At 68.1% G+C, this 17,856-nt stretch carries 21 protein-coding genes; 10 read left to right on the forward strand and 11 right to left on the reverse strand.

Features of this window, described 5'->3' with window-relative positions; translation table 11 throughout:
* From PO768_RS22855 to PO768_RS22880, 6 genes are all read right to left on the reverse strand, one after another.
* The coding region (locus PO768_RS22855; protein ID WP_272647892.1) for a 16S rRNA (uracil(1498)-N(3))-methyltransferase at positions 1 to 540 on the reverse strand (540 nt) is incomplete at its 3' end.
* 61 nt (positions 541 to 601) lie between these two features.
* A complete protein-coding gene (locus tag PO768_RS22860; RefSeq protein ID WP_272647893.1) occupies positions 602 to 1,090 on the reverse strand; it encodes a hypothetical protein in 489 nt (162 codons plus the stop codon).
* 70 nt (positions 1,091 to 1,160) lie between these two features.
* Positions 1,161 to 2,834, reverse strand: a complete 1,674-nt coding sequence (locus tag PO768_RS22865; RefSeq protein ID WP_272647894.1) for a long-chain-fatty-acid--CoA ligase — start codon at positions 2,832 to 2,834, stop codon at positions 1,161 to 1,163.
* A gap of 132 nt (positions 2,835 to 2,966) precedes the next feature.
* Positions 2,967 to 4,391, reverse strand: a complete 1,425-nt coding sequence (locus PO768_RS22870) for an NAD(P)(+) transhydrogenase (Re/Si-specific) subunit beta (RefSeq protein ID WP_137942578.1) — start codon at positions 4,389 to 4,391, stop codon at positions 2,967 to 2,969.
* Positions 4,388 to 4,708, reverse strand: coding sequence for an NAD(P) transhydrogenase subunit alpha (locus PO768_RS22875; protein ID WP_137942577.1), 321 nt, complete (start codon positions 4,706 to 4,708; stop codon positions 4,388 to 4,390). The genes PO768_RS22870 and PO768_RS22875 overlap by 4 nt, the downstream gene beginning before the upstream one ends.
* A 5-nt stretch (positions 4,709 to 4,713) precedes the next feature.
* Positions 4,714 to 5,844, reverse strand: coding sequence for a Re/Si-specific NAD(P)(+) transhydrogenase subunit alpha (locus PO768_RS22880; RefSeq protein ID WP_272647895.1), 1,131 nt, complete (start codon positions 5,842 to 5,844; stop codon positions 4,714 to 4,716).
* A 179-nt stretch (positions 5,845 to 6,023) separates the two neighbouring features.
* Between PO768_RS22880 and PO768_RS22885 the strand changes: the two genes are divergently transcribed.
* From PO768_RS22885 to PO768_RS22895, 3 genes are all read left to right on the forward strand, one after another.
* Positions 6,024 to 7,055 (forward strand): S1 family peptidase, encoded by a 1,032-nt coding sequence (locus PO768_RS22885; protein WP_272647896.1) that lies wholly within the window; start codon positions 6,024 to 6,026, stop codon positions 7,053 to 7,055.
* The gene (locus PO768_RS22890; protein ID WP_272647897.1) at positions 7,042 to 7,518 is read left to right on the forward strand and encodes an NUDIX domain-containing protein; all 477 of its coding nucleotides are present in this window, start codon (positions 7,042 to 7,044) and stop codon (positions 7,516 to 7,518) included. The genes PO768_RS22885 and PO768_RS22890 overlap by 14 nt, the downstream gene beginning before the upstream one ends.
* Positions 7,500 to 7,667, forward strand: coding sequence for a hypothetical protein (locus PO768_RS22895; protein ID WP_272647898.1), 168 nt, complete (start codon positions 7,500 to 7,502; stop codon positions 7,665 to 7,667). The genes PO768_RS22890 and PO768_RS22895 overlap by 19 nt, the downstream gene beginning before the upstream one ends.
* Here the strand turns inward: PO768_RS22895 and PO768_RS22900 are convergent.
* Positions 7,660 to 8,505 carry a lysophospholipid acyltransferase family protein gene (locus tag PO768_RS22900; RefSeq protein WP_272647899.1) on the reverse strand — a complete coding sequence of 282 codons (846 nt, stop codon included), beginning with the start codon at positions 8,503 to 8,505 and terminating at the stop codon, positions 7,660 to 7,662. The genes PO768_RS22895 and PO768_RS22900 overlap by 8 nt on opposite strands.
* 1 nt (position 8,506) lies before the next feature.
* Complete coding sequence (locus tag PO768_RS22905) at positions 8,507 to 8,773, reverse strand: acyl carrier protein (RefSeq protein WP_269839291.1); 267 nt, start codon at positions 8,771 to 8,773, stop codon at positions 8,507 to 8,509.
* A 149-nt stretch (positions 8,774 to 8,922) separates the two neighbouring features.
* Between PO768_RS22905 and mnmA the strand changes: the two genes are divergently transcribed.
* The 3 genes from mnmA (at position 8,923) to PO768_RS22920 (ending at position 12,000) form a co-directional block, all read left to right on the forward strand.
* A complete protein-coding gene (gene mnmA / locus PO768_RS22910; RefSeq protein ID WP_272647900.1) occupies positions 8,923 to 10,032 on the forward strand; it encodes a tRNA 2-thiouridine(34) synthase MnmA in 1,110 nt (369 codons plus the stop codon).
* Positions 10,033 to 10,093: 61 nt separating this feature from the next.
* Entirely contained in the window at positions 10,094 to 11,338 is a 1,245-nt protein-coding gene (locus PO768_RS22915) for a sensor histidine kinase (protein ID WP_272647901.1), read from the forward strand.
* Positions 11,339 to 11,340: 2 nt separating this feature from the next.
* The gene (locus PO768_RS22920) at positions 11,341 to 12,000 is read left to right on the forward strand and encodes a response regulator (protein ID WP_137942570.1); all 660 of its coding nucleotides are present in this window, start codon (positions 11,341 to 11,343) and stop codon (positions 11,998 to 12,000) included.
* A 9-nt stretch (positions 12,001 to 12,009) separates the two neighbouring features.
* Here PO768_RS22920 and PO768_RS22925 read toward each other — a convergent pair whose 3' ends face one another.
* Together PO768_RS22925 and PO768_RS22930 are read right to left on the reverse strand one after the other, a co-directional pair.
* Positions 12,010 to 12,399 (reverse strand): GFA family protein, encoded by a 390-nt coding sequence (locus PO768_RS22925; protein ID WP_272647902.1) that lies wholly within the window; start codon positions 12,397 to 12,399, stop codon positions 12,010 to 12,012.
* Between the two features lie 70 nt (positions 12,400 to 12,469).
* A complete protein-coding gene (locus PO768_RS22930; RefSeq protein ID WP_272647903.1) occupies positions 12,470 to 12,973 on the reverse strand; it encodes a CAP domain-containing protein in 504 nt (167 codons plus the stop codon).
* A 105-nt stretch (positions 12,974 to 13,078) separates the two neighbouring features.
* Between PO768_RS22930 and PO768_RS22935 the strand changes: the two genes are divergently transcribed.
* Genes PO768_RS22935 through PO768_RS22950 form a run of 4 tightly spaced genes read left to right on the forward strand, consistent with a single transcriptional unit; the run spans position 13,079 to position 17,385 of the window.
* Complete coding sequence (locus PO768_RS22935; RefSeq protein WP_272647904.1) at positions 13,079 to 14,356, forward strand: efflux RND transporter periplasmic adaptor subunit; 1,278 nt, start codon at positions 13,079 to 13,081, stop codon at positions 14,354 to 14,356.
* Positions 14,353 to 15,054, forward strand: a complete 702-nt coding sequence (locus PO768_RS22940) for an ABC transporter ATP-binding protein (protein WP_272647905.1) — start codon at positions 14,353 to 14,355, stop codon at positions 15,052 to 15,054. The genes PO768_RS22935 and PO768_RS22940 overlap by 4 nt, the downstream gene beginning before the upstream one ends.
* Before the next feature lie 7 nt (positions 15,055 to 15,061).
* Complete coding sequence (locus PO768_RS22945) at positions 15,062 to 16,219, forward strand: ABC transporter permease (RefSeq protein ID WP_272647906.1); 1,158 nt, start codon at positions 15,062 to 15,064, stop codon at positions 16,217 to 16,219.
* Positions 16,216 to 17,385 carry an ABC transporter permease gene (locus tag PO768_RS22950; protein WP_272647907.1) on the forward strand — a complete coding sequence of 390 codons (1,170 nt, stop codon included), beginning with the start codon at positions 16,216 to 16,218 and terminating at the stop codon, positions 17,383 to 17,385. Before PO768_RS22945 ends, PO768_RS22950 begins: the two co-directional genes overlap by 4 nt.
* Before the next feature lie 97 nt (positions 17,386 to 17,482).
* Here the strand turns inward: PO768_RS22950 and PO768_RS22955 are convergent.
* On the reverse strand, positions 17,483 to 17,856 hold a 374-nt coding region (locus PO768_RS22955; protein WP_272647908.1), incomplete at its 5' end, for a helix-turn-helix domain-containing protein.

Here is a 17,856-nt window from a genome sequence, read left to right on the forward strand (position 1 = left end):
CTGCGCCGAGCCGGGGCTCAGCAGCCAGCGGCGTTCTTGCCGCGGGTCCTGCGGGCTCAGGTCTTGCAGCCAGGCCGCCAGCGTGCGCACCGGCGCGATGCGCGGCGGCCGGCTGCGACCGCTCTGCTCGCAGGCGGCGATCGCCACGCCGCTCCAGTGCGCGACCTTTTTCTCGGCCCGCTCGGCATTCAGGCGCAGCACCGAGCGCTCGCCCATCAGCGGCTGTATGCCCGCCGCGCCCAGCTCGGTGGCCTTCTCGACCAGGCCATCCATGCGGTCATTGGCCGGCATCACGACGGCCAGGGTCACGTCTTGCGCCAGCTCGCGCTGCGCCGGCTGGCGGCTCAGCAGCTGCACCCGCACCTCGCTGCGGCCCATCGCCAGCACCTCGGCCTGCCATTCATCACCGCTGCCGTCGAACAGCGTGACGGCCGCACCGGGCTGCAGGCGCAAGACCTGCACATGGCGGGCGCAGGCCGGGGGAAGACTCAGCTCGCCGGGGCTGGCGAGCGCTTGATCGACAAAGAAACGCGGGGGCATGGCAGTAAGAAACTCCTGGGCCGCCAGTGTGCCAGCAGTCAACGCCTTCCTCAGGCCTTCATCAGGCCGGCAGGCCCAGCGCCTGGCGCAGCTCGGCTGCGGCGGCCTCACCCTTGCTCTGCTGCACCCGCTCGACCAGGCTCAGCGCCAGCTTCTGCAGCTCGGCCAGGTCCTGGCATTGCTCGACCTCCAGCGCGAACACATAGCCCTTCATCAGGCCCAGCTGCTTGGTGGCCTGGCTGCTGAGGTAGGCGTAGAGCTGCTGATAGTCGAGCTGAACTTCCGAAGCCGGCGTCTGCGGTGCCGGCGCGGCCTGTGGCGCTGCGACCGGCTTGGCAGCAGCAGCCGCGCCCGGGGCAATCAGCCCCTGCTCGATCAGGTAGGCGATGTCGGCCTCGCCGACGCCCTGGACCATCGCCAGCCATTGCCTAGCGCTGCGGCTGCCATCGAGCACCAGCAATAGATTGCGGGTGCTGCGCGACAGCGGCAGCGCGCGCGCCTTGATCTCGGCACGGCCCGCCTCGGTCTTGATATAGCTCTGGTCCAGCATCGATGTCTACCTCCGCCGCGACCTTAGCGCGGCGAGGGCCGCCCGGGTCAGGGGCGGCCTGCGCGCGGACTCACTTCTTGTCGCGTAATTCACGCCGGAGTATCTTGCCGACCGGTGTCTTGGGCAGCTCGGTGCGGAACTCCACCACCTTGGGCCGCTTGTAGCCGGTCAGATTGGCTTCGCAATAGGCGCGCACATCGGCCTCGCTGAGCGCCGGGTTCTTCTTGACGATGACCACCTTGACCGCCTCGCCGGCCTTCGCATCGGGCACGCCGACCGCCGCCGCCTCCAGCACCCCGTCCATCTGCGTGATCACGTCCTCGATCTCGTTCGGATAGACATTGAAGCCGCTGACCAGAATCATGTCCTTCTTGCGATCGACGATGCGGAAGAAGCCGCGCTCGTCCACCGTGCCGATATCGCCGGTGCGGAAAAAGCCATCGGCCGTCATCACCTTGGCGGTCTCATCGGGGCGCTGCCAGTAGCCGGCCATTACCTGCGGGCCGCGGATCGCGATCTCGCCGCTGGCGCCCGGTGCGACCTCCTTGCCCTCGTCATCGAGCAGGCACAGCTCGGTGCTGGGCAGGGGCAGGCCGATAGAGCCGGTGTAGGTGCTGCTGTCGGTCGGGTTGCAGCTGGCCACCGGCGAGGTCTCGGACAGGCCGTAGCCCTCGACGATGGGGCAGCCGGTCTTCTCCAGCCACAGCTTGGCCGTGGCCTGCTGCACGGCCATGCCGCCGCCGACCGAGATCACCAGACCGCTCCAGTCCACCGTGTTGAACTCGGCATGGTTGGCCATCGCCAGGAACAGGGTGTTGACCGCCGGCAGGCTGTGGAAGCGGTGCTTGGACAGCTCCTTGAACACGGCCGGCAGATCGCGCGGATTCGGGATCAGGATGTTGCAGCCGCCCACATGCATGGACAGCATCATGTTGGTCGTGAAGCCGAAGATGTGATACAGCGGCAGCGCGCAGACGCTCATCAGCTGCTCGCCCTGCGGCACTTTCTTCAGCGCCGGTTGATACCAGGCCTCGGCCTGCAAGGTGTTGGCCACCAGATTGCGGTGCAGCAGCACCGCGCCCTTGGAGACGCCGGTCGTGCCGCCGGTGTACTGCAGCACCGCGATGTCGCCGGGGGCGACCTTGGGCGCCTTGTAGCTCAGGCCGCGGCCCTTGGCCACCGCGTCGTTGAAGCGCACGGCGCCGGGCAGCTCGTAGGGCGGCACCAGCTTCTTCACCTTGCGCACCACGTAGTTGACGATCAGCCCTTTCGGGAAGCCCAGCATCTCGCCCATCGAGGCCAGCACGATGTGCTTGGTCGGCACCGCATTGAGGCATTGCTGCAAGGTGGCGGCAAAGTTCTCCAGGATCACGATGGCCTTGGCACCGGCGTCCTTGAGCTGATGCTCCAGCTCGCGCGGCGTGTACAGCGGGTTGACGTTGACCACCACCAGGCCGGCGCGCAGCACGGCGGCCACGGCCACCGGGTACTGCATCACATTGGGCATCATCAGTGCGACGCGGTCGCCTTTATCCAGGCCCAGGCTCTGGAAGTAGGCGGCCAGCGCGCGCGAGGCTTCATCGATCTCGCCAAAGCTGATGGCGCGGCCCAGCATTTTGTAGGCCGGCTGTTGCGGGTACTTCTTGAACGCTCCCTCCATCAGGTCCACCAAGGACGGATACAGATCCGCATTGATGTCCGCCGGCACGCCGGCCGGGTAGTTCTTGAGCCAAATCTTCTCCATCAATGTCTCCATGTCGCGCCCGCGATTCTCTCCGATGCCGGCTGGCGCCAGCATCAGGGGATTCGATAGCGGTGCGCGGCGTGCCCGATCTGGTGTCGTCGGGCACTGTTCTGGGGCTTGCGCCCGCTGCTTTTACTCGACCGCCTTGAGCATGTCCTCGACGACCTTCTTCGCGTCGCCGAACACCATCATGGTCTTGTCCATGTAGAAGAGTTCGTTGTCCAGGCCCGCATAGCCGGCCGCCATCGAGCGCTTATTGACGATGATGGTCTTGGCCTTGTAGGCCTCCAGGATGGGCATGCCGTAGATCGCGCTGCCCTTGGTGTGGGCGGCGGGGTTCACCACGTCATTGGCGCCCAGGATGATGGCCACATCGGCCTGGCCGAACTCGGCATTGATGTCCTCCATCTCGAACACCTGGTCATACGGCACCTCGGCCTCGGCCAGCAGGACGTTCATATGGCCGGGCATGCGGCCAGCCACCGGATGGATCGCGTACTTGACCGTCACGCCCTTCTCGGTGAGCTTGGCGGCCAGCTCCTTGACCGCGTGCTGCGCGCGCGCGACCGCCAAGCCATAGCCCGGCACGATGATGACGCTCTCGGCATTGCCCATGATGAAGGCGGCATCGTCGGCGCTGCCGCTCTTGACGCTGCGCTGCGCGCCGCCGCCCGCCGCCGCCGTGGTGGCGTCGCCACCAAAGCCGCCCAGAATCACATTGAAGAAGGAGCGGTTCATCGCCTTGCACATGATGTAGCTCAGGATCGCACCCGAACTGCCCACCAGCGAGCCGGCAATGATCAGCATGCTGTTGTTCAGCGAGAAGCCGATGCCGGCGGCCGCCCAGCCTGAGTAGCTGTTCAGCATCGACACCACCACCGGCATGTCAGCGCCGCCGATCGGGATGATCAAGAGCACGCCCAGCACCAGGCCCAGCGCGATGATGATGCCGAAGTCCATCCAGCTCTCGGAGTGCCAGTAGCCGAAGCAGAAGAAGGCTGCCGCCAGGCCCAGGGCCAGATTGAGCTTGTGCTGGCCGGCAAAGCTGACCGGCGCGCCCTGGAACAATCTGAACTTGTACTTGCCCGACAGCTTGCCGAAGGCGATCACCGAGCCGCTGAAGGTGATGGCACCGATGAAGGCGCCCAGAGCGAGCTCGATGCGGTTGCCGCCGGGGATCGCGCCACCCTTCGCGGTGATGCCGAAGGCCCAGGGCTCGACCACCGCCGTGGCCGCGATGAAGACCGCCGCCAGGCCGATCATGCTGTGCATGAAGGCCACCAACTCGGGCATCTTGGTCATCTCGACCTTGTTGGCCATATAGGCACCGATGCCGCCGCCGATCACCAGGCCGGCCAGCACATAGCTCATGCCCAGGGCGCGGCCATCGGCCAGCTTGACGATCAGCGCCGCCGTGGTCAGCACGGCGATGGTCATGCCCACCATGCCGAAGAGATTGCCGCGGATCGAGGTGGTCGGGTGCGACAGGCCCTTCAGCGCCTGGATGAAGCAGACACTGGCGACCAGATAAAGCAGGGTGACGACATCGAGGCTCATCGCTGGCCCTCCTTCTTGGCCGCGGGCTTGTCTTTCTTCTTGAACATCTCCAGCATCCGGCGCGTCACCAGAAAGCCGCCGAACACGTTCACCGCAGCCAGCGCGACGGCCAGTGTGCCCATGATCTTGCCGGCGTTGGTCTCGGTCAGCGCGGCGGCCAGCATGGCACCGACGATGACAATGGCCGAGATCGCGTTGGTGACGGCCATCAGCGGCGTGTGCAGGGCCGGGGTGACGGTCCAGACCACGTGGTAGCCGACATAGATGGCCAGCACGAAGATGATCAGATTGGTGATGGTGGGGTTGACGAAATCCATGGGGTTCAGCTCCGTGTGACTTGACCGTCGCGACTCACCAGACAGGCCGCCACGATGTCGTCGTCCATAGCCAGCTGGAACGCCCCCTCCTTCGTGAACACGAGCTTGAGGAAGTCCAGCACATTGCGCGCATACAGGGCCGAGGCATCGGCCGCCACCAGGGCGGCTAAGTTGGTCTCGCCGACCAGGGTCACGCCATGCTTGATCACGGTGCGGTCCGCCTCGGTCAGCGGGCAGTTGCCGCCGACCCCGTCGGGGCCCTTGCCGGCCGCGATATCGACGATCACCGAACCCGGCTTCATGCTCTTGACCATCGCCTCGCTGACCAGCACCGGCGCGGCGCGGCCGGGGATCAGCGCGGTGGTGATCACCACATCGGCCTGGGCCACGCGCTTGGCCACCTCGACGCGCTGGCGCTCCAGCCAGCTCGGCGGCATCGGTTTGGCGTAGCCGCCCACACCGACCGCCGCTTCCTTCTCCTCATCGGTCTCGTAGGCCACATCGATGAACTTGGCGCCCAGGCTCTCGACCTGCTCCTTGACTGCGGGCCGCACATCCGAGGCCTCGATCACCGCGCCCAGGCGCTTGGCCGTCGCGATCGCCTGCAGGCCCGCGACACCGACGCCCAGCACCACGACGCGCGCCGCCTTGACCGTGCCGGCCGCCGTCATCAGCATCGGGAAGAAGCGCTGGTAGCGGTCGGCCGCGATCATCACCGCCTTGTAGCCGGCGATATTGGCCTGCGAGCTCAGCACATCCATGCTCTGCGCACGGGTCGTGCGCGGCGCCGCCTCCAGCGCGAAGCTGGTCAGCCCGGCCGCGGCCAGCGACTCCAGCCCGGCGCGGTCAAAGGGGTTCAGCATGCCCACCAGCACCGTGCCCGGCTTGATCAGGCCGAGCTCCTCAGCGCTGGGGCTGCGCACCTTCAGCAGCAGCTCGGCGGCGAAGGCGGTAGCGCGATCGACAATCTCGGCGCCGGCGGCGGCATAGGCCTCGTCGGTGACGCTGGCGGCAAGGCCCGCCCCCGCCTCGACGCGCAAGACATGACCCTGCGCCTTTAGCTTCTTGGCCGTCTCCGGGGTCAGGGCCACACGGGTTTCTCCGGCCGCGCGTTCGCGCGGAACACCTATCAGCATCGGGAGTTCCTCCGGTTGCCGGCTGCGGCCCCGAACGGGGCGTGTTGCCGACGGACTAGCTTGCGCCGAGCTTACCTGGGGTTTTTGGCGATCCGTGTTGCCGCTGCGACAGGGTTTTACCTAGCGGGCGGTGTAGGCTTGCCGCCGTTCAAGACCCGCAAGCCGCCAAAGGAGGCGTAATGGCAGAAGGTTTTTTCGATCCCGCCGACATGGCGGTCCCGCAGGTCAGGGCAGACAGGCTGTGCGCCGCCATGGTTCGCATCCGGCCCAAGACCATGCTGGTGCTGGGCATTGCCGAATCCCAGGCGCAAGCCGATGCACTGGCGCGCAACGAGATCCATGCGGACGGCTCGGAGCACTGGTACCGGTTCTTCACCCCTCAAGACCTGGATCGGGCCAACGAGCCCGAGTTTGCGATGGGCATGGTCAGGCATGAGTTCGCCCGGCTGGTCAGGGCCGGCAGCAGCTTTCCTGCGACCGTCCCGCTCGATGGCGGAGGTACCGGTTTTGCGATCAACCCGGACGGCCATGTACTGACCAACTACCACCTCGTCACCGGCGAGGTCGGCTACTACCGACGAGAAGAAGGCGCGATCGACGAGGAGGTGCTGTGCCGAGGCCTGTGCGCCGATATCGCCATTCGCAACAAACAAGGTGGCTGGGACTGGGTCGCTGCACGCGAAGTCTGGCTGGTCTCCAACCCACCCAAGGCGCGGGCGCTGTGGGATGACGGCCAGGGTCGGTTGCACCCGCGCGAGGACACCGCCTTGCTGCGCATCGTGCCGCCGCCATCGGCCCATCTGTCCCTGTCTCCACGCATCCCTGCGCTCGGCGAGCCGGTGTGGATGGCGGGATTCCCGCTGCGCAGCGCGCGCCGGGGCGAAGCGCTGGCGGCAGGCGGATATACCGACGCGGACGGCTCGCTCAGGGTCTCGACGGGCGTGGTCACGGCCCTCGAAGCGCCGGACTTTTTCACGACCGATCTTGACGGGTCGATGGGCAATAGTGGCTCACCCGTCTTCGATGCGCAAGGCCAGGTTATCGGCATGTTCACGCGCGCTGCGGGCAACGGCCCGCGCAACGCGTTCGAGTTTGGCCATGTGCAGCGGGTTCATGTCACGACTGCACTGGCCACTTCAGGTCTTGGGCTGCTTGCGGTCGATGGGGCCGGCGGCGCTGCAACGAGACAATACGGCTATGCAGAGCAGTGAGCGCTTCAAACCCTCGGTCACCGTCGCCGCCATCATCGAGCGCGAGGGCCTGTATCTGCTGGTCGAGGAGCACACGCCCGAGGGGCTCAAGCTCAACAACCCGGCCGGCCATCTGGAGCAGGGCGAGACGCCGCTGCAGGGCGTGCTGCGCGAGGCGCTGGAGGAAACGGCCCACCACTTCCGGCCCGAGGCCTTGCTGGGCCTGTATATGTCGCGCTTCCAGCGTCCCCACACGGCCGAGGATGTGACCTATCTGCGCATCGCCTACTGCGGCGGCATCGAGGGCGAGGGACCGGTGCCCGGGCTGGCGCTGGACGAGGGCATTGTGCGCTGGCTGTGGCTGAGCCCGGACGAGATCGCGGCCGCGCGCGCGGCCGGCCGCGTGCGCAGCCCGCTGGTCTGGCAATGCCNCCGGTGCCCGGGCTGGCGCTGGACGAGGGCATTGTGCGCTGGCTGTGGCTGAGCCCGGACGAGATCGCGGCCGCGCGCGCGGCCGGCCGCTTGCGCAGCCCGCTGGTCTGGCAATGCCTGCAGGACCACCGGGCCGGGCGGCGCCTGCCGCTGGACCTGATACAGGCCGACGACAGCCTGTTCAGGCCGGAGATCAAGTAGCGGGCGTGCGCCAGCGCTTGTAGGACCAGTACCAGTGCTCGGGGTGCTGGCGTATCACCTGCTCGAAGCGCCGGTAGACCCGCCCCATCGCCCATGCCAGCTCGGCCGGCTGACGCGGCAACGGGTGCTCGACCAGGGTCTCGAAGACCACGCGGTAGCGGCCGGCCTCGCTGAGCACCGCATAGCCCAGCAGCAGCGGCTTGCTGGCCAGCGCGGCCAGCATCACCGCACCGCCCGGCGCCTGGGTGGCCTGGCCGAAGAAGCTGACCGGCATATCGCGGCCGTAGTGATCGCCATGCAGGGTGACATAGCCGCCGCGCTTGGCGGCGCGTATCAGATCGAAGAAGCCACCGGGCTTGCTCTTGTGGATGCAGGCTATGCCGGCCGCCTGATAGAGCCGGCTCACGCATTGCAGATGCGGCGGGATGTTGGACATGGTGCTGGAACGCCCCGTCAGCCGCTGCACCGCCAGCGCCACCACCTCGTAGCAGCCCATATGCAGGGTCACGATGCTGGCCCCGCCGCCACCCTCGATGATGCGGCGCGAGGTGCTGTCGTTGAACTCGATGTCCAGCTGCAGCTTGTCGAGCCAGAAGGTATCGAGCACGCCCAGGCAGATATTGCGATAAGAGCGCAGCGCCAGGGTGCGGCGCTGCGCCGCGTTGAGCTGGGGCAGCGCGAGCGCCAGATTGGCCGCCAGCCTGGCATCGGTGCGCCTGGCAAAGCGCAGTATCAACGGCGCCACGATGCCGGCAAAGCGCTGACGCTGGCGCGCCGACAGCCGGCCCAGCAGCCCCATCAGCAGCACGATGGCGCGATTGATCAGGCCGGCGCCCATCTCAGGCCGGCGCTGCCGTGCGGCCCATCGCCAGCCGGCGGCGCAAATGCAGCTCCAGGCTGCCGAAGCTGGCAAACACCGAGGCGTCGAGCTCCTCATCGGCCAGATCGATCTCGAAACGCTGTTCCAGCGCCATCACCACCTCCATCACCGACATCGAGTCCAGCTCGGGCACAGCCCCCAGCAAAAGCGTGTTCGCCTCGAATCCGCTGGTGTCGATGCCCATGGCCTCGGCCAGGATCGCGCGCAAGGCGCTGCTTGTATTCATGATGTTCTCTCCCCTGGGCCGTCACGGCGGCCTGCTGCACAGCGGGCGAAATTTAGCGGGCCGGCCGCGCTCGCGCATGAAGGCCCGATGAGTAGCGCCTGAAGACCCTGCGCGGCGCGGCTGGCGAGCCCTTGCGGGACAATCGGGCCATGAGTCAGAGAAAGCACCGCATCGTTGTCGGCCTGTCCGGCGGCGTCGATTCCGCCGTCACCGCCCACCTGCTGAAACAAGCCGGCCATGAGGTGGTGGGCATCTTCATGAAGAACTGGGAAGACGATGACGACAGCGAGTTCTGCTCGTCGAACATCGACTTCGTCGACGCGGCGGCGGTGGCCGATGTGATCGGCATCGAGATCGAGCATGTCAATTTCGCGGCCGACTACAAGGACCGGGTGTTCGCCGAGTTCCTGCGCGAGTACCAGGCCGGCCGCACACCCAACCCCGATGTGCTGTGCAATGCCGAGATCAAGTTCAAGGCCTTTCTGGACCATGCGATGCGTCTGGGCGCCGACAAGATCGCGACCGGCCACTACGCGCGGGTGCGCGAACTGAACGGCGAGTTCCAGCTATTGAAAGGTCTGGACCCGCTAAAGGACCAGAGCTACTTCCTGCACCGGCTGAACCAGGCCCAGCTGGCCAAGACCCTGTTCCCGGTCGGCGAGCTGGCCAAGACCGAGGTGCGCCGCATCGCCGAAGCCATCGGCCTGCCGAACGCGAAGAAGAAGGACTCTACCGGCATCTGCTTCATCGGCGAGCGGCCGTTCCGCGAGTTCCTGAACCGCTATCTGTCGCAGCAGCCGGGGCCTATCAAGGACGAACGTGGCCGCAAGCTCGGCGAGCATCTGGGCCTGTCTGTCTACCCCCTGGGCCAGCGCCAGGGCCTGGGCATAGGCGGCGTCACGGAGAAAGGGTCGCCGCGCGGCGGTGGCGAGCACGAGCCCTGGGTCGTTGCCCGCAAGGACCTGGACAGCAACACCCTGGTGGTCGTGCAAGGCCATCAGCACCCGCTGCTGCAACGCCGTTCGCTGCTGGCCGATGATCTGAGCTGGACCGCCGGCACCATGCCCAACTTTGGTGGCTACGGCGCCAAGACCCGCTACCGCCAGTCCGATGCGGCCTGCGCGCTGACGCCGCAGCCCGGCGGCATCCGGCTGGACTTCGCCCAGCCGCAGTGGGCGGTGACGCCGGGCCAGAGCGCGGTGCTGTATGACGGAGAAGTCTGCCTCGGCGGCGGCGTGATTGCCGAGGCGATGGCATGACCTTAGTCACTGCCTGCAAACCCGCAGGCTGTGGCAGCCTCGCGGCTTTGCCGTTTTCCTCTTGAACAACGCCCTGGACCGCCTGCTCGCCCGCATTGCCCAGCCCGGCTTCGTGCTGCGCGTCGCGGCGCTGGCGGTCTGCGTGCTGGAGCTGTGGTCCATCGTCGCGGCGCTGCGCGGGCGGCCGCAGACCGACCCCTATGACGGCGCGCTGGCCTCGCTGCACCTGCTGCGCGGCGGCCAGACCAGCGACACCGGCCTGATGCTGGCCAGTTTCGCGCTGGTGCTGCTGTTTGCCGCCGGCTTCTGGTGGCTGGCGCGTCAGGCCAGCGCCGACCGCACGCCGCCGCGGGCGCTGGCCGCCATCCTCGTGCTGGACCTGCTGGCGCTGGCCGTCACGCCGGGCCTGCCCTTTCTGGTCACCGCGCTGGCCGCCGTGATGCTGCGGCTGCGGCCGGCCTTCGGCTTCGCGCTGGCCCAGGTGGTCGTCAATCTGGCGCTCTATCTGCTGCTGCCCAGCGAGAGCCAGCAGCTCGAACAGCTGCGCTCCAATCAGTCGCTGTGGCTGGACGGCCTGAGCCAGCTGATGGCCATGGTGGCCCTGCATGGCATGGCCTTCGGCCTGGGCCGCATGGCCGCCGCCGAGGCCGAGAAACGCCGCTGGCTGCAGGCCATGCTGGCCGAGAAGCTCAGCGCCGAGCGGCTGCTGGCCGAGCAGCTGCGCTATGCCGAACGGGCGCTGATGGCCCGCGAGCTGCACGATGTCGTGGGCCACCACCTGACCGCGCTGAATCTGCAGCTGCAGCTGGGCGGCGCACTCTTGCAGCGCGCCGATGCCGAGGGCGCGGCGCAGGCCGTCGAGAAGGCGCGCGGCAGCGCCGAGCGGCTGCTGGCCGATGTGCGCGAGGCGGTCACGGCCGAGCGCGCCTCGCAGCGCATCGATCTGAGCGAGGCCTTGCTGACCCTGGCCCAGGGGATTGCCAGCACCCGCATCGAGCTCGATATTGCCGAGGCCGCGCGCGACCTGAGCCCGCGCCTGGCCCATGCGCTGCTGCGCTGCGTGCAGGAGGCCGTCACCAACAGCGTGCGCCATGCCGGCGCCAGCCGGGTGCGGGTGGTGCTGAGCGCCGACAGCGAGTCCGTGACGGTGACGGTCGATGACGATGGCGGCGGCGCGGCGCGTCTGGTGGCCGGCAACGGCCTGACAGGCATGGCCGAGCGGATGAGCGAGCTGGGTGGACGGATGGCGGTGCGGCGCCAAAGCCCCGGCTTCATGATTGAACTGCATTGCCCGAGAGAGGCCTGATGATGAACAACCCGATCAAGGTGCTGCTGGTCGAAGACCAGCAGCTGGTGCGCGAAGGCCTGAAAGGCCTGCTGGCGCTGAGCCCCGAGATCCAGCTCGTCGGCGAGGCCGCCGATGGCGCCGAGGCGCTGGAGCTGCTCTCGCAGCCACAGGCCCTGCTGCCCGATGTGGTGCTGTCGGACATGCGCATGCCGCGACTGGACGGCCTGGGCCTGATACGCGCACTGGCGGCGCGGGCGCTGAACATCCCGGTGCTGCTGCTGACCACTTTCGACGATGCGGCCGCCTTCGACGAGGCGGTGCGCGCCGGCGCGCGCGGCTTTCTGCTGAAGGCCATCAGCCCCGAGACCCTGGTGCAGGCGCTGCGCGATGTCGCGGCCGGCGGCACCGCGCTGCGCCCGGGCCTGACCGAGCGCATGGGCCGGGTCGCGGCCAAGCTGGAGCGCGGCTTCGAGGCCACGCCCGAGCCCGACCCACTCTCACCCAAGGAGCTGCAGGTGCTGCGCCTGGTCGCCAGCGGCCGCAGCAACACCGAGATCGCCGCGCTGCTGGGCAATAGCGAGGGCGTGATCAAGAACCACTGCTCGGCGGTGTTCTCGAAGATGGGCGTGCGCGACCGCACCCAGGCGGTGCTCAGGGCGATCGATCTGGGCTGGATCTGAGGCGCGCGCCTAGAACCAGTAATCCGCCACGCAGCGGCCGTCGCGCGGCAGGTCGTCAAAGCTGTCGAGCCCGTCGAAGTGGTCGATAGGAATCGATGCCACCGCCTCGGGTTCGGCCAGACGCAGACTCACCGCGATACGGGTGCGGCCCTGCTCATCCTTGCGCAGCCCGCGCCAGAAGGCGACGCAGCCGCAGTGCGGACAGAAGTGAAATTCCAGCGCCGTGCCCCGGACATAGGCCTTCGACGGCCCGGACACCTGGATGCCCTCGCCTTCATAGTCATAGGCCCAGAGCACGCCGTAGCGGCGGCAGGCCGTGCAGTTGCAAGCCGTCGCGCCATCCGGCTGGCCCTCGAACTGCCAGCGAATGGCGCCGCAAAGACAGGAACCTTGGATCATTGAAGTCTCGCCTCTCGACATCATGATGTTGCGAATCCGGGCTGCTCGAATGCAGTGATGCCAGCCTACCTCACTCCGCCGCCCCACGCCCCAGATGCAGCACCCAGAAGCGCTCGTGCCGCCCCGGTGCGGCGGCGCAGGCCAGGCCGGCATCGCGGAACTCGGCCAGCATCAGGTTCTCGCAATGCCCGGGGCTGGCCAGCCACAGCGCCAGCGCCTCTTCCAGGCTGGCCGGGCCGGCGGCCAGGTTTTCGCCGCTCAGCCGCATGCGGTAGCCGGCGCGGTGCAGGCGCTCGCGCAGGCTGCGGGTCTTCAGGCCCTGATGGCTGAGGGTGTCGCGCTGCGCCAGTTCGCGGGCATGCTCGTCGGCCGAGGCGGCCAGCAGGGCCTGCCAGCGCAGCGCCGGCGCGGCCGGCATCGGCGCCGCGCCGCAGGCGCGTGGCTGCTCACGCAGCGCGTTGAGCCGGGCCAGCACCGAGGCCGCGTCCAGATCGTCCGGGCAGGGCAAGTCCTGACCCCGGGCGGAGCCCATCAACAGCAGCGCCAGCAGCGCCAGCATCCTCAAGCTCGGCATTAAGACCTCTTCATGCGGAGCGAGATTATTGGCCCCGCCGACGTGGCCGGGCGCGGAAAACTGCGCACAATGCCGCAGGCTTCCCTCACATCGACGACAAAGTCCATGGCCGAACACTCGAACGCCCCGCTCGCCAGCCTCAGGATCGAGCGCCCAAGCCTCACTGCGACCGGCCGCCGGCGCCGCCTGCCCTGGCGATGGATCATGGGCGGCCTGGTCTTGCTGGGCATTGCAGCCGCCGTGCTCGCGCCCCGGCCTCCTGAGGTGCAACTGGCCTCGGTGCAGCAGACCACGCCCTCGCAGCAGTATGCGCAGCTGACGGCCTCGGGCTATGTGGTCGCGCAGCGCCGCGCCGCAGTCGCTTCCAAGGCCAGCGGCCGACTGCTCGAGCTGACGGTGCGTGAGGGCAGCGTGCTCAAGAAAGGCGAGCTGATCGCGCGCATCGATGCCAGCGATGTGCAGGCCTCGATCGCGGCGGCGGCCGCCGGCGTGCGCCTGGCCGAGGCCGGTGCACGCCAGGCCGAGAGCGCGGTGCAGCAGGCCCGGGTCGAGCAGGCCAATGCCGAGGCCGAGTACCGACGCAGCCAGGATCTGCAGGCCCAGGGCTTTGTCTCGACCCAGGCGCTGGAGGCCCTCAAGCGCCGGCTCGACGCCGCCCGTGCCGGCCTGGCCTCGGCCCAGGCGGGTGCGGGCTCGGCCCAGGCCGGCGTGCAGCAGGCCCAGGCCCAGCTGAATCTGCAGCAGGTCAACCGCGATTTCACCGAGATCCGCGCGCCCTTCGACGGCGTGGTGCTGGTCAAGAACGCCAATGTCGGCGACATCATCACGCCCTTCTCCAACGCCGCCGGCTCGCAGGGCGCGGTCGTCACCATGGCCGACCTGAGCACCTTGGAGGTGGAGGCCGATGTGTCGGAAGCCAGTCTGGCCAAGGTCAGCGCCGGCCAGCCGGTCGAGATCACGCTGGACGCCCTGCCCGGCCAGCGTTTCGCGGGCCAGGTGGCCGGCATCGTGCCGACCGTCGACCGGGCCAAGGCCACCGTGATGAGCAAGGTGCGCTTCGAGCAGTTGGACGCGCGCATCCTGCCCGAGATGAGCGCCAAGGTGGTGTTCCTGTCACAAAAGCCCACGACCGCCGAATTGCAGCCGGTGCTGGCGGTCAACCCGAAGACGCTGAGCGAGCGCGAGGGCAAGACCTGGCTCTTCAGGGTCAAGCGCGAAGACGAAAAAGAGATCGTCGAAGCCATCGATGTCCGGCGCGGCCGCATGCTGGGGGATCTGGTCGAAGTGAGCGGCAGCGGTCTGAAGTCCGGCGACCGCATCGTGCTGGACCCGCCGGCAAAGCTGGAGAACGGCGTCGTCGTTACGCTCGCCGCCAAGCCATGAGCGATGCGCAGGTGCTGATCAGCATCGAGGGCCTGTCCAAGGCCTACCGGCGCGGTGCCCAGCAGATCCCGGTGCTGCTGGACATCGCGCTGCAGGTGAAGGCCGGCGACTTCGTCGCGCTGATGGGCCCCAGCGGCTCGGGCAAGAGCACCTTGCTGAACCTGATCGCCGGCATCGACCAGCCCACGAGCGGGCGCATCGTGATCGGCGGCGTCGACATCGCGACGCTCAGCGAGGGCCAGCTGGCCGACTGGCGGGCCGCCCATGTGGGCTTCATCTTCCAGTTCTACAACCTGATGCCGGTGCTGACGGCGCTGGAGAACGTCGAGCTGCCGCTGCTGCTGACAGGGCTGTCGGCCCGCCAACGCCGCGCCCATGCCGAGGCGGCGCTGGCGATGGTCAGGCTGCAGGACCGCATGGACCATTACCCCAACGAGCTGTCGGGCGGCCAGCAGCAGCGTGTCGCGATCGCGCGGGCCCTGGTCAGCGACCCCAGCCTGATCGTCGCCGACGAACCCACCGGCGATCTGGACCGCACGACCGGCGCCGAGGTGCTGGACCTGCTGGAGCAGCTCAACCGCGAGCTCGGCAAGACCATCGTGATGGTGACCCACGACCCCAAGGCCGCCGCGCGGGCGCGCCGCCTGATCCATCTGGAAAAAGGCGTGCTGGTGCCCGACGAGGCGGCCACGGCCTGAAGTTGCCATGTTCCTGCTCAAGCTGCTGCTGAAGAACGCCTTTCGCCACAAGCTGCGCAGCGCGCTGACCCTGGTGGGCCTGGTGGTGGCGATCTCGGCCTTCGGCCTGCTGCGCACCATCGTCGATGCCTGGTATGCCGGCGTCGAGGCCAGCAGCAGCACGCGGCTGGTGTCGCGCAGCGCGATCTCGCTGACCTTCCCGCTGCCGCTGAGCTATGCGCAGCGGCTCAAGAGCGTGGACGGCGTGGCCAGCGTGTCCTGGGCCAATTGGGTCGGCGGCATCTACATCACCGAGCGCAATTTCTTCCCGCAGTTCGCGGTCGAGCCGGCCAGCTATCTGGCCCTGTATCCCGAGTACCGGTTCAGCGACGAAGAGCGCCTGGCCTTCATCCGCGACCGCCAGGGCGCGGTGGTGGGCCGCAAGCTGGCCGACAAGTTCGGCTGGAAGCTCGGCGACCAGATCCCGCTGCGCGGCACCATCTACCCCGGCACCTGGACCTTCACCTTGCGCGGCATCTGGGACGGTGCCGACGCCAAGACCGATGAGAGCCAGATGCTGTTCCACTGGGGTCTGATCAACGAAAGCCTGCGCAAGCAGCTGGGCAATCGCGCCGACGCGGTGGGTGTCTACATCGTCGGCATCAGCGAGCCACAGAACGCCGCGCTGATCTCGCAGCGCATCGACGAGCAGTTCCGCAACTCGCTGGCCGAGACCCTGACCGAGACGGAATCGGCCTTTCAGCTCAGCTTTGTCTCGATGAGCGAGGCCATTCTGGTGGCGGTGCAGGCGGTCAGCCTGATCATCGTCGTCATCATCATGGCGGTGATGGCCAACACGATGACGATGACGGCCCGCGAGCGCCTGGCCGAGTACGCGACCCTGAAGGCGCTGGGCTTCGCGCCCGCCTTTGTCGCCCGACTGCTGTTCGGCGAGAGCCTGTTGCTGGCGCTGCTGGGCGGCCTGCTGGGCCTGGCTGTGACCCTGCCGCTGGCGGCCGCCTTCGCCAGCGCCGCCGGCACCTTGTTCCCGATCTTCCGGGTCTCGGAGCTGACGATGGCGCTGCAGCTGCTGGCCGCGCTGGTGATCGGCTGCGTCGCGGCCGCCTGGCCGGCCTGGAAGATGAGCCGGATCGATATCGTCAATGGGCTCAGGCACGTGGCATGAAAGCCATTCCCTTGTCCTACATCGCACGCAACCTCTGGGTGCGCCGCGTCACGACCCTGCTGACCGCCGGGGGCATGGCCCTGGTGATCTATGTGTTCGCCACCGTGCTGATGATGAGCGAGGGCATACGCAGCACCCTGGTGGCCACCGGCCAGGCCGACAATGTGATCGTGCTGCGCAAGGGCGCCGGCGCAGAGATCAATAGCGGCATCGGCCGCGGCCAGGCCGCCATCGTCGAGAGCCTGCCGGGTATTGCCAGCGCTGCCGGTGGCGGCTTGCTGCTGAGCAAGGAGCCGGTGGTGCTGAACAATCTGCCCAAGCGCGGCAGCGGCAAGCCCAGCAATGTCACGGTGCGCGGCACTTCGGCGCTGGCCCTGCAGCTGCGACCCAAGGTGCAGCTGGTCGAGGGCCGCATGTTCCAGCCCGGCAGCTCGGAAATCATCACCGGCCGCGCGGTGGCTGGCGGCTTCCAGGGCGCCGGCCTGGGCGAGACGCTGCGCTTTGCCGGCCGCGACTGGCGGGTGGTGGGCGTGTTCGATGCCGGCCGCAGCGGCTTCGACTCGGAGATCTGGGGCGACGCCGAACAGATGCTGCAGGCCTTCCGGCGCGACGGCTTCTCGACCCTGGTGCTGCGGCTGCAGGACAGCGCGCAGTTCGACGCGCTGAAGAGCGCCATCGAGGCGGACCCGCGACTGCAGCTGGAGGCCAAGCGAGAGATCCAGTTCTATGCCGAGCAGAGCGAGGCGCTGGCTACCTTCATCTCCATCCTCGGCACCGCGCTGTCCATCATCTTCTCGATCGGCGCCATCGTCGGCGCGATGATCACGATGTTCGCCGCCGTGGCCCAGCGCACCGGCGAGATTGGCACCTTGCGCGCGCTGGGCTTCCGGCGCGGCGCGGTGCTGATCGCCTTTCTCGGCGAGGCCATGCTGCTGTCCCTGGTGGGCGGCGTGATAGGCCTGGGCGCGGCGGCGCTGATGCAGGCCGTCGATGTCTCGACCACCAATTTCCAGACCTTTGCCGAGCTGGCCTTCCAGTTCAAGATGACCGCCGCCATCGTCTGGCAGACCCTGCTGTTTGCGCTGCTGATGGGTGTTGTCGGCGGCTTCATCCCGGCCTGGCGGGCCGCCAGGCTGAAGATCATCGACTGCCTGCGCGAGGCTTGATCAGGATGGTGGGGCGCTCTGCGCGGTGAAGTAAAGGAGGAGGCCGAAGGCCGGGGGACATGAACGGCGCAGAGTGCCCCACCGTCCTGATCAAAGCTCAGGCCAGCGCAAGCGCACCGGGATTGATGCCGGTCCAGCGCCTGAAGGCGCGGCGGAAATTGGCGGCATCGTAAAAGCCCAGCTGCTGGGCCACGGCCTCGCTGGCCTGGCCTTGCAGGCCCAGCAGATACAGGGCCACATGGCTGCGCACCTGATCGAGCTCGGCCTGGAAGTGGGTGCCATGCTGGGCCAGATGGCGCTTCAGTGTGGCGGGGCTGATGCCGAAGGCGGCGGCCGCCGTGTCCAGGCTGGGCGAGCGGGTCAGCTCGCTCAGCAGATGGTCGTACAGCGCCGCCAGCAGGCCGCGCCGCGCGCTGGCCGGGTCGGCGCCCTGGGCCAGCGCACCGGCGGCCATGCCGCTCCCGGCCGGCG

Source organism: Paucibacter sp. XJ19-41, assembly GCF_028462495.1.
In the GTDB taxonomy this organism is placed as follows: Bacteria; Pseudomonadota; Gammaproteobacteria; order Burkholderiales; family Burkholderiaceae_C; genus Roseateles_E.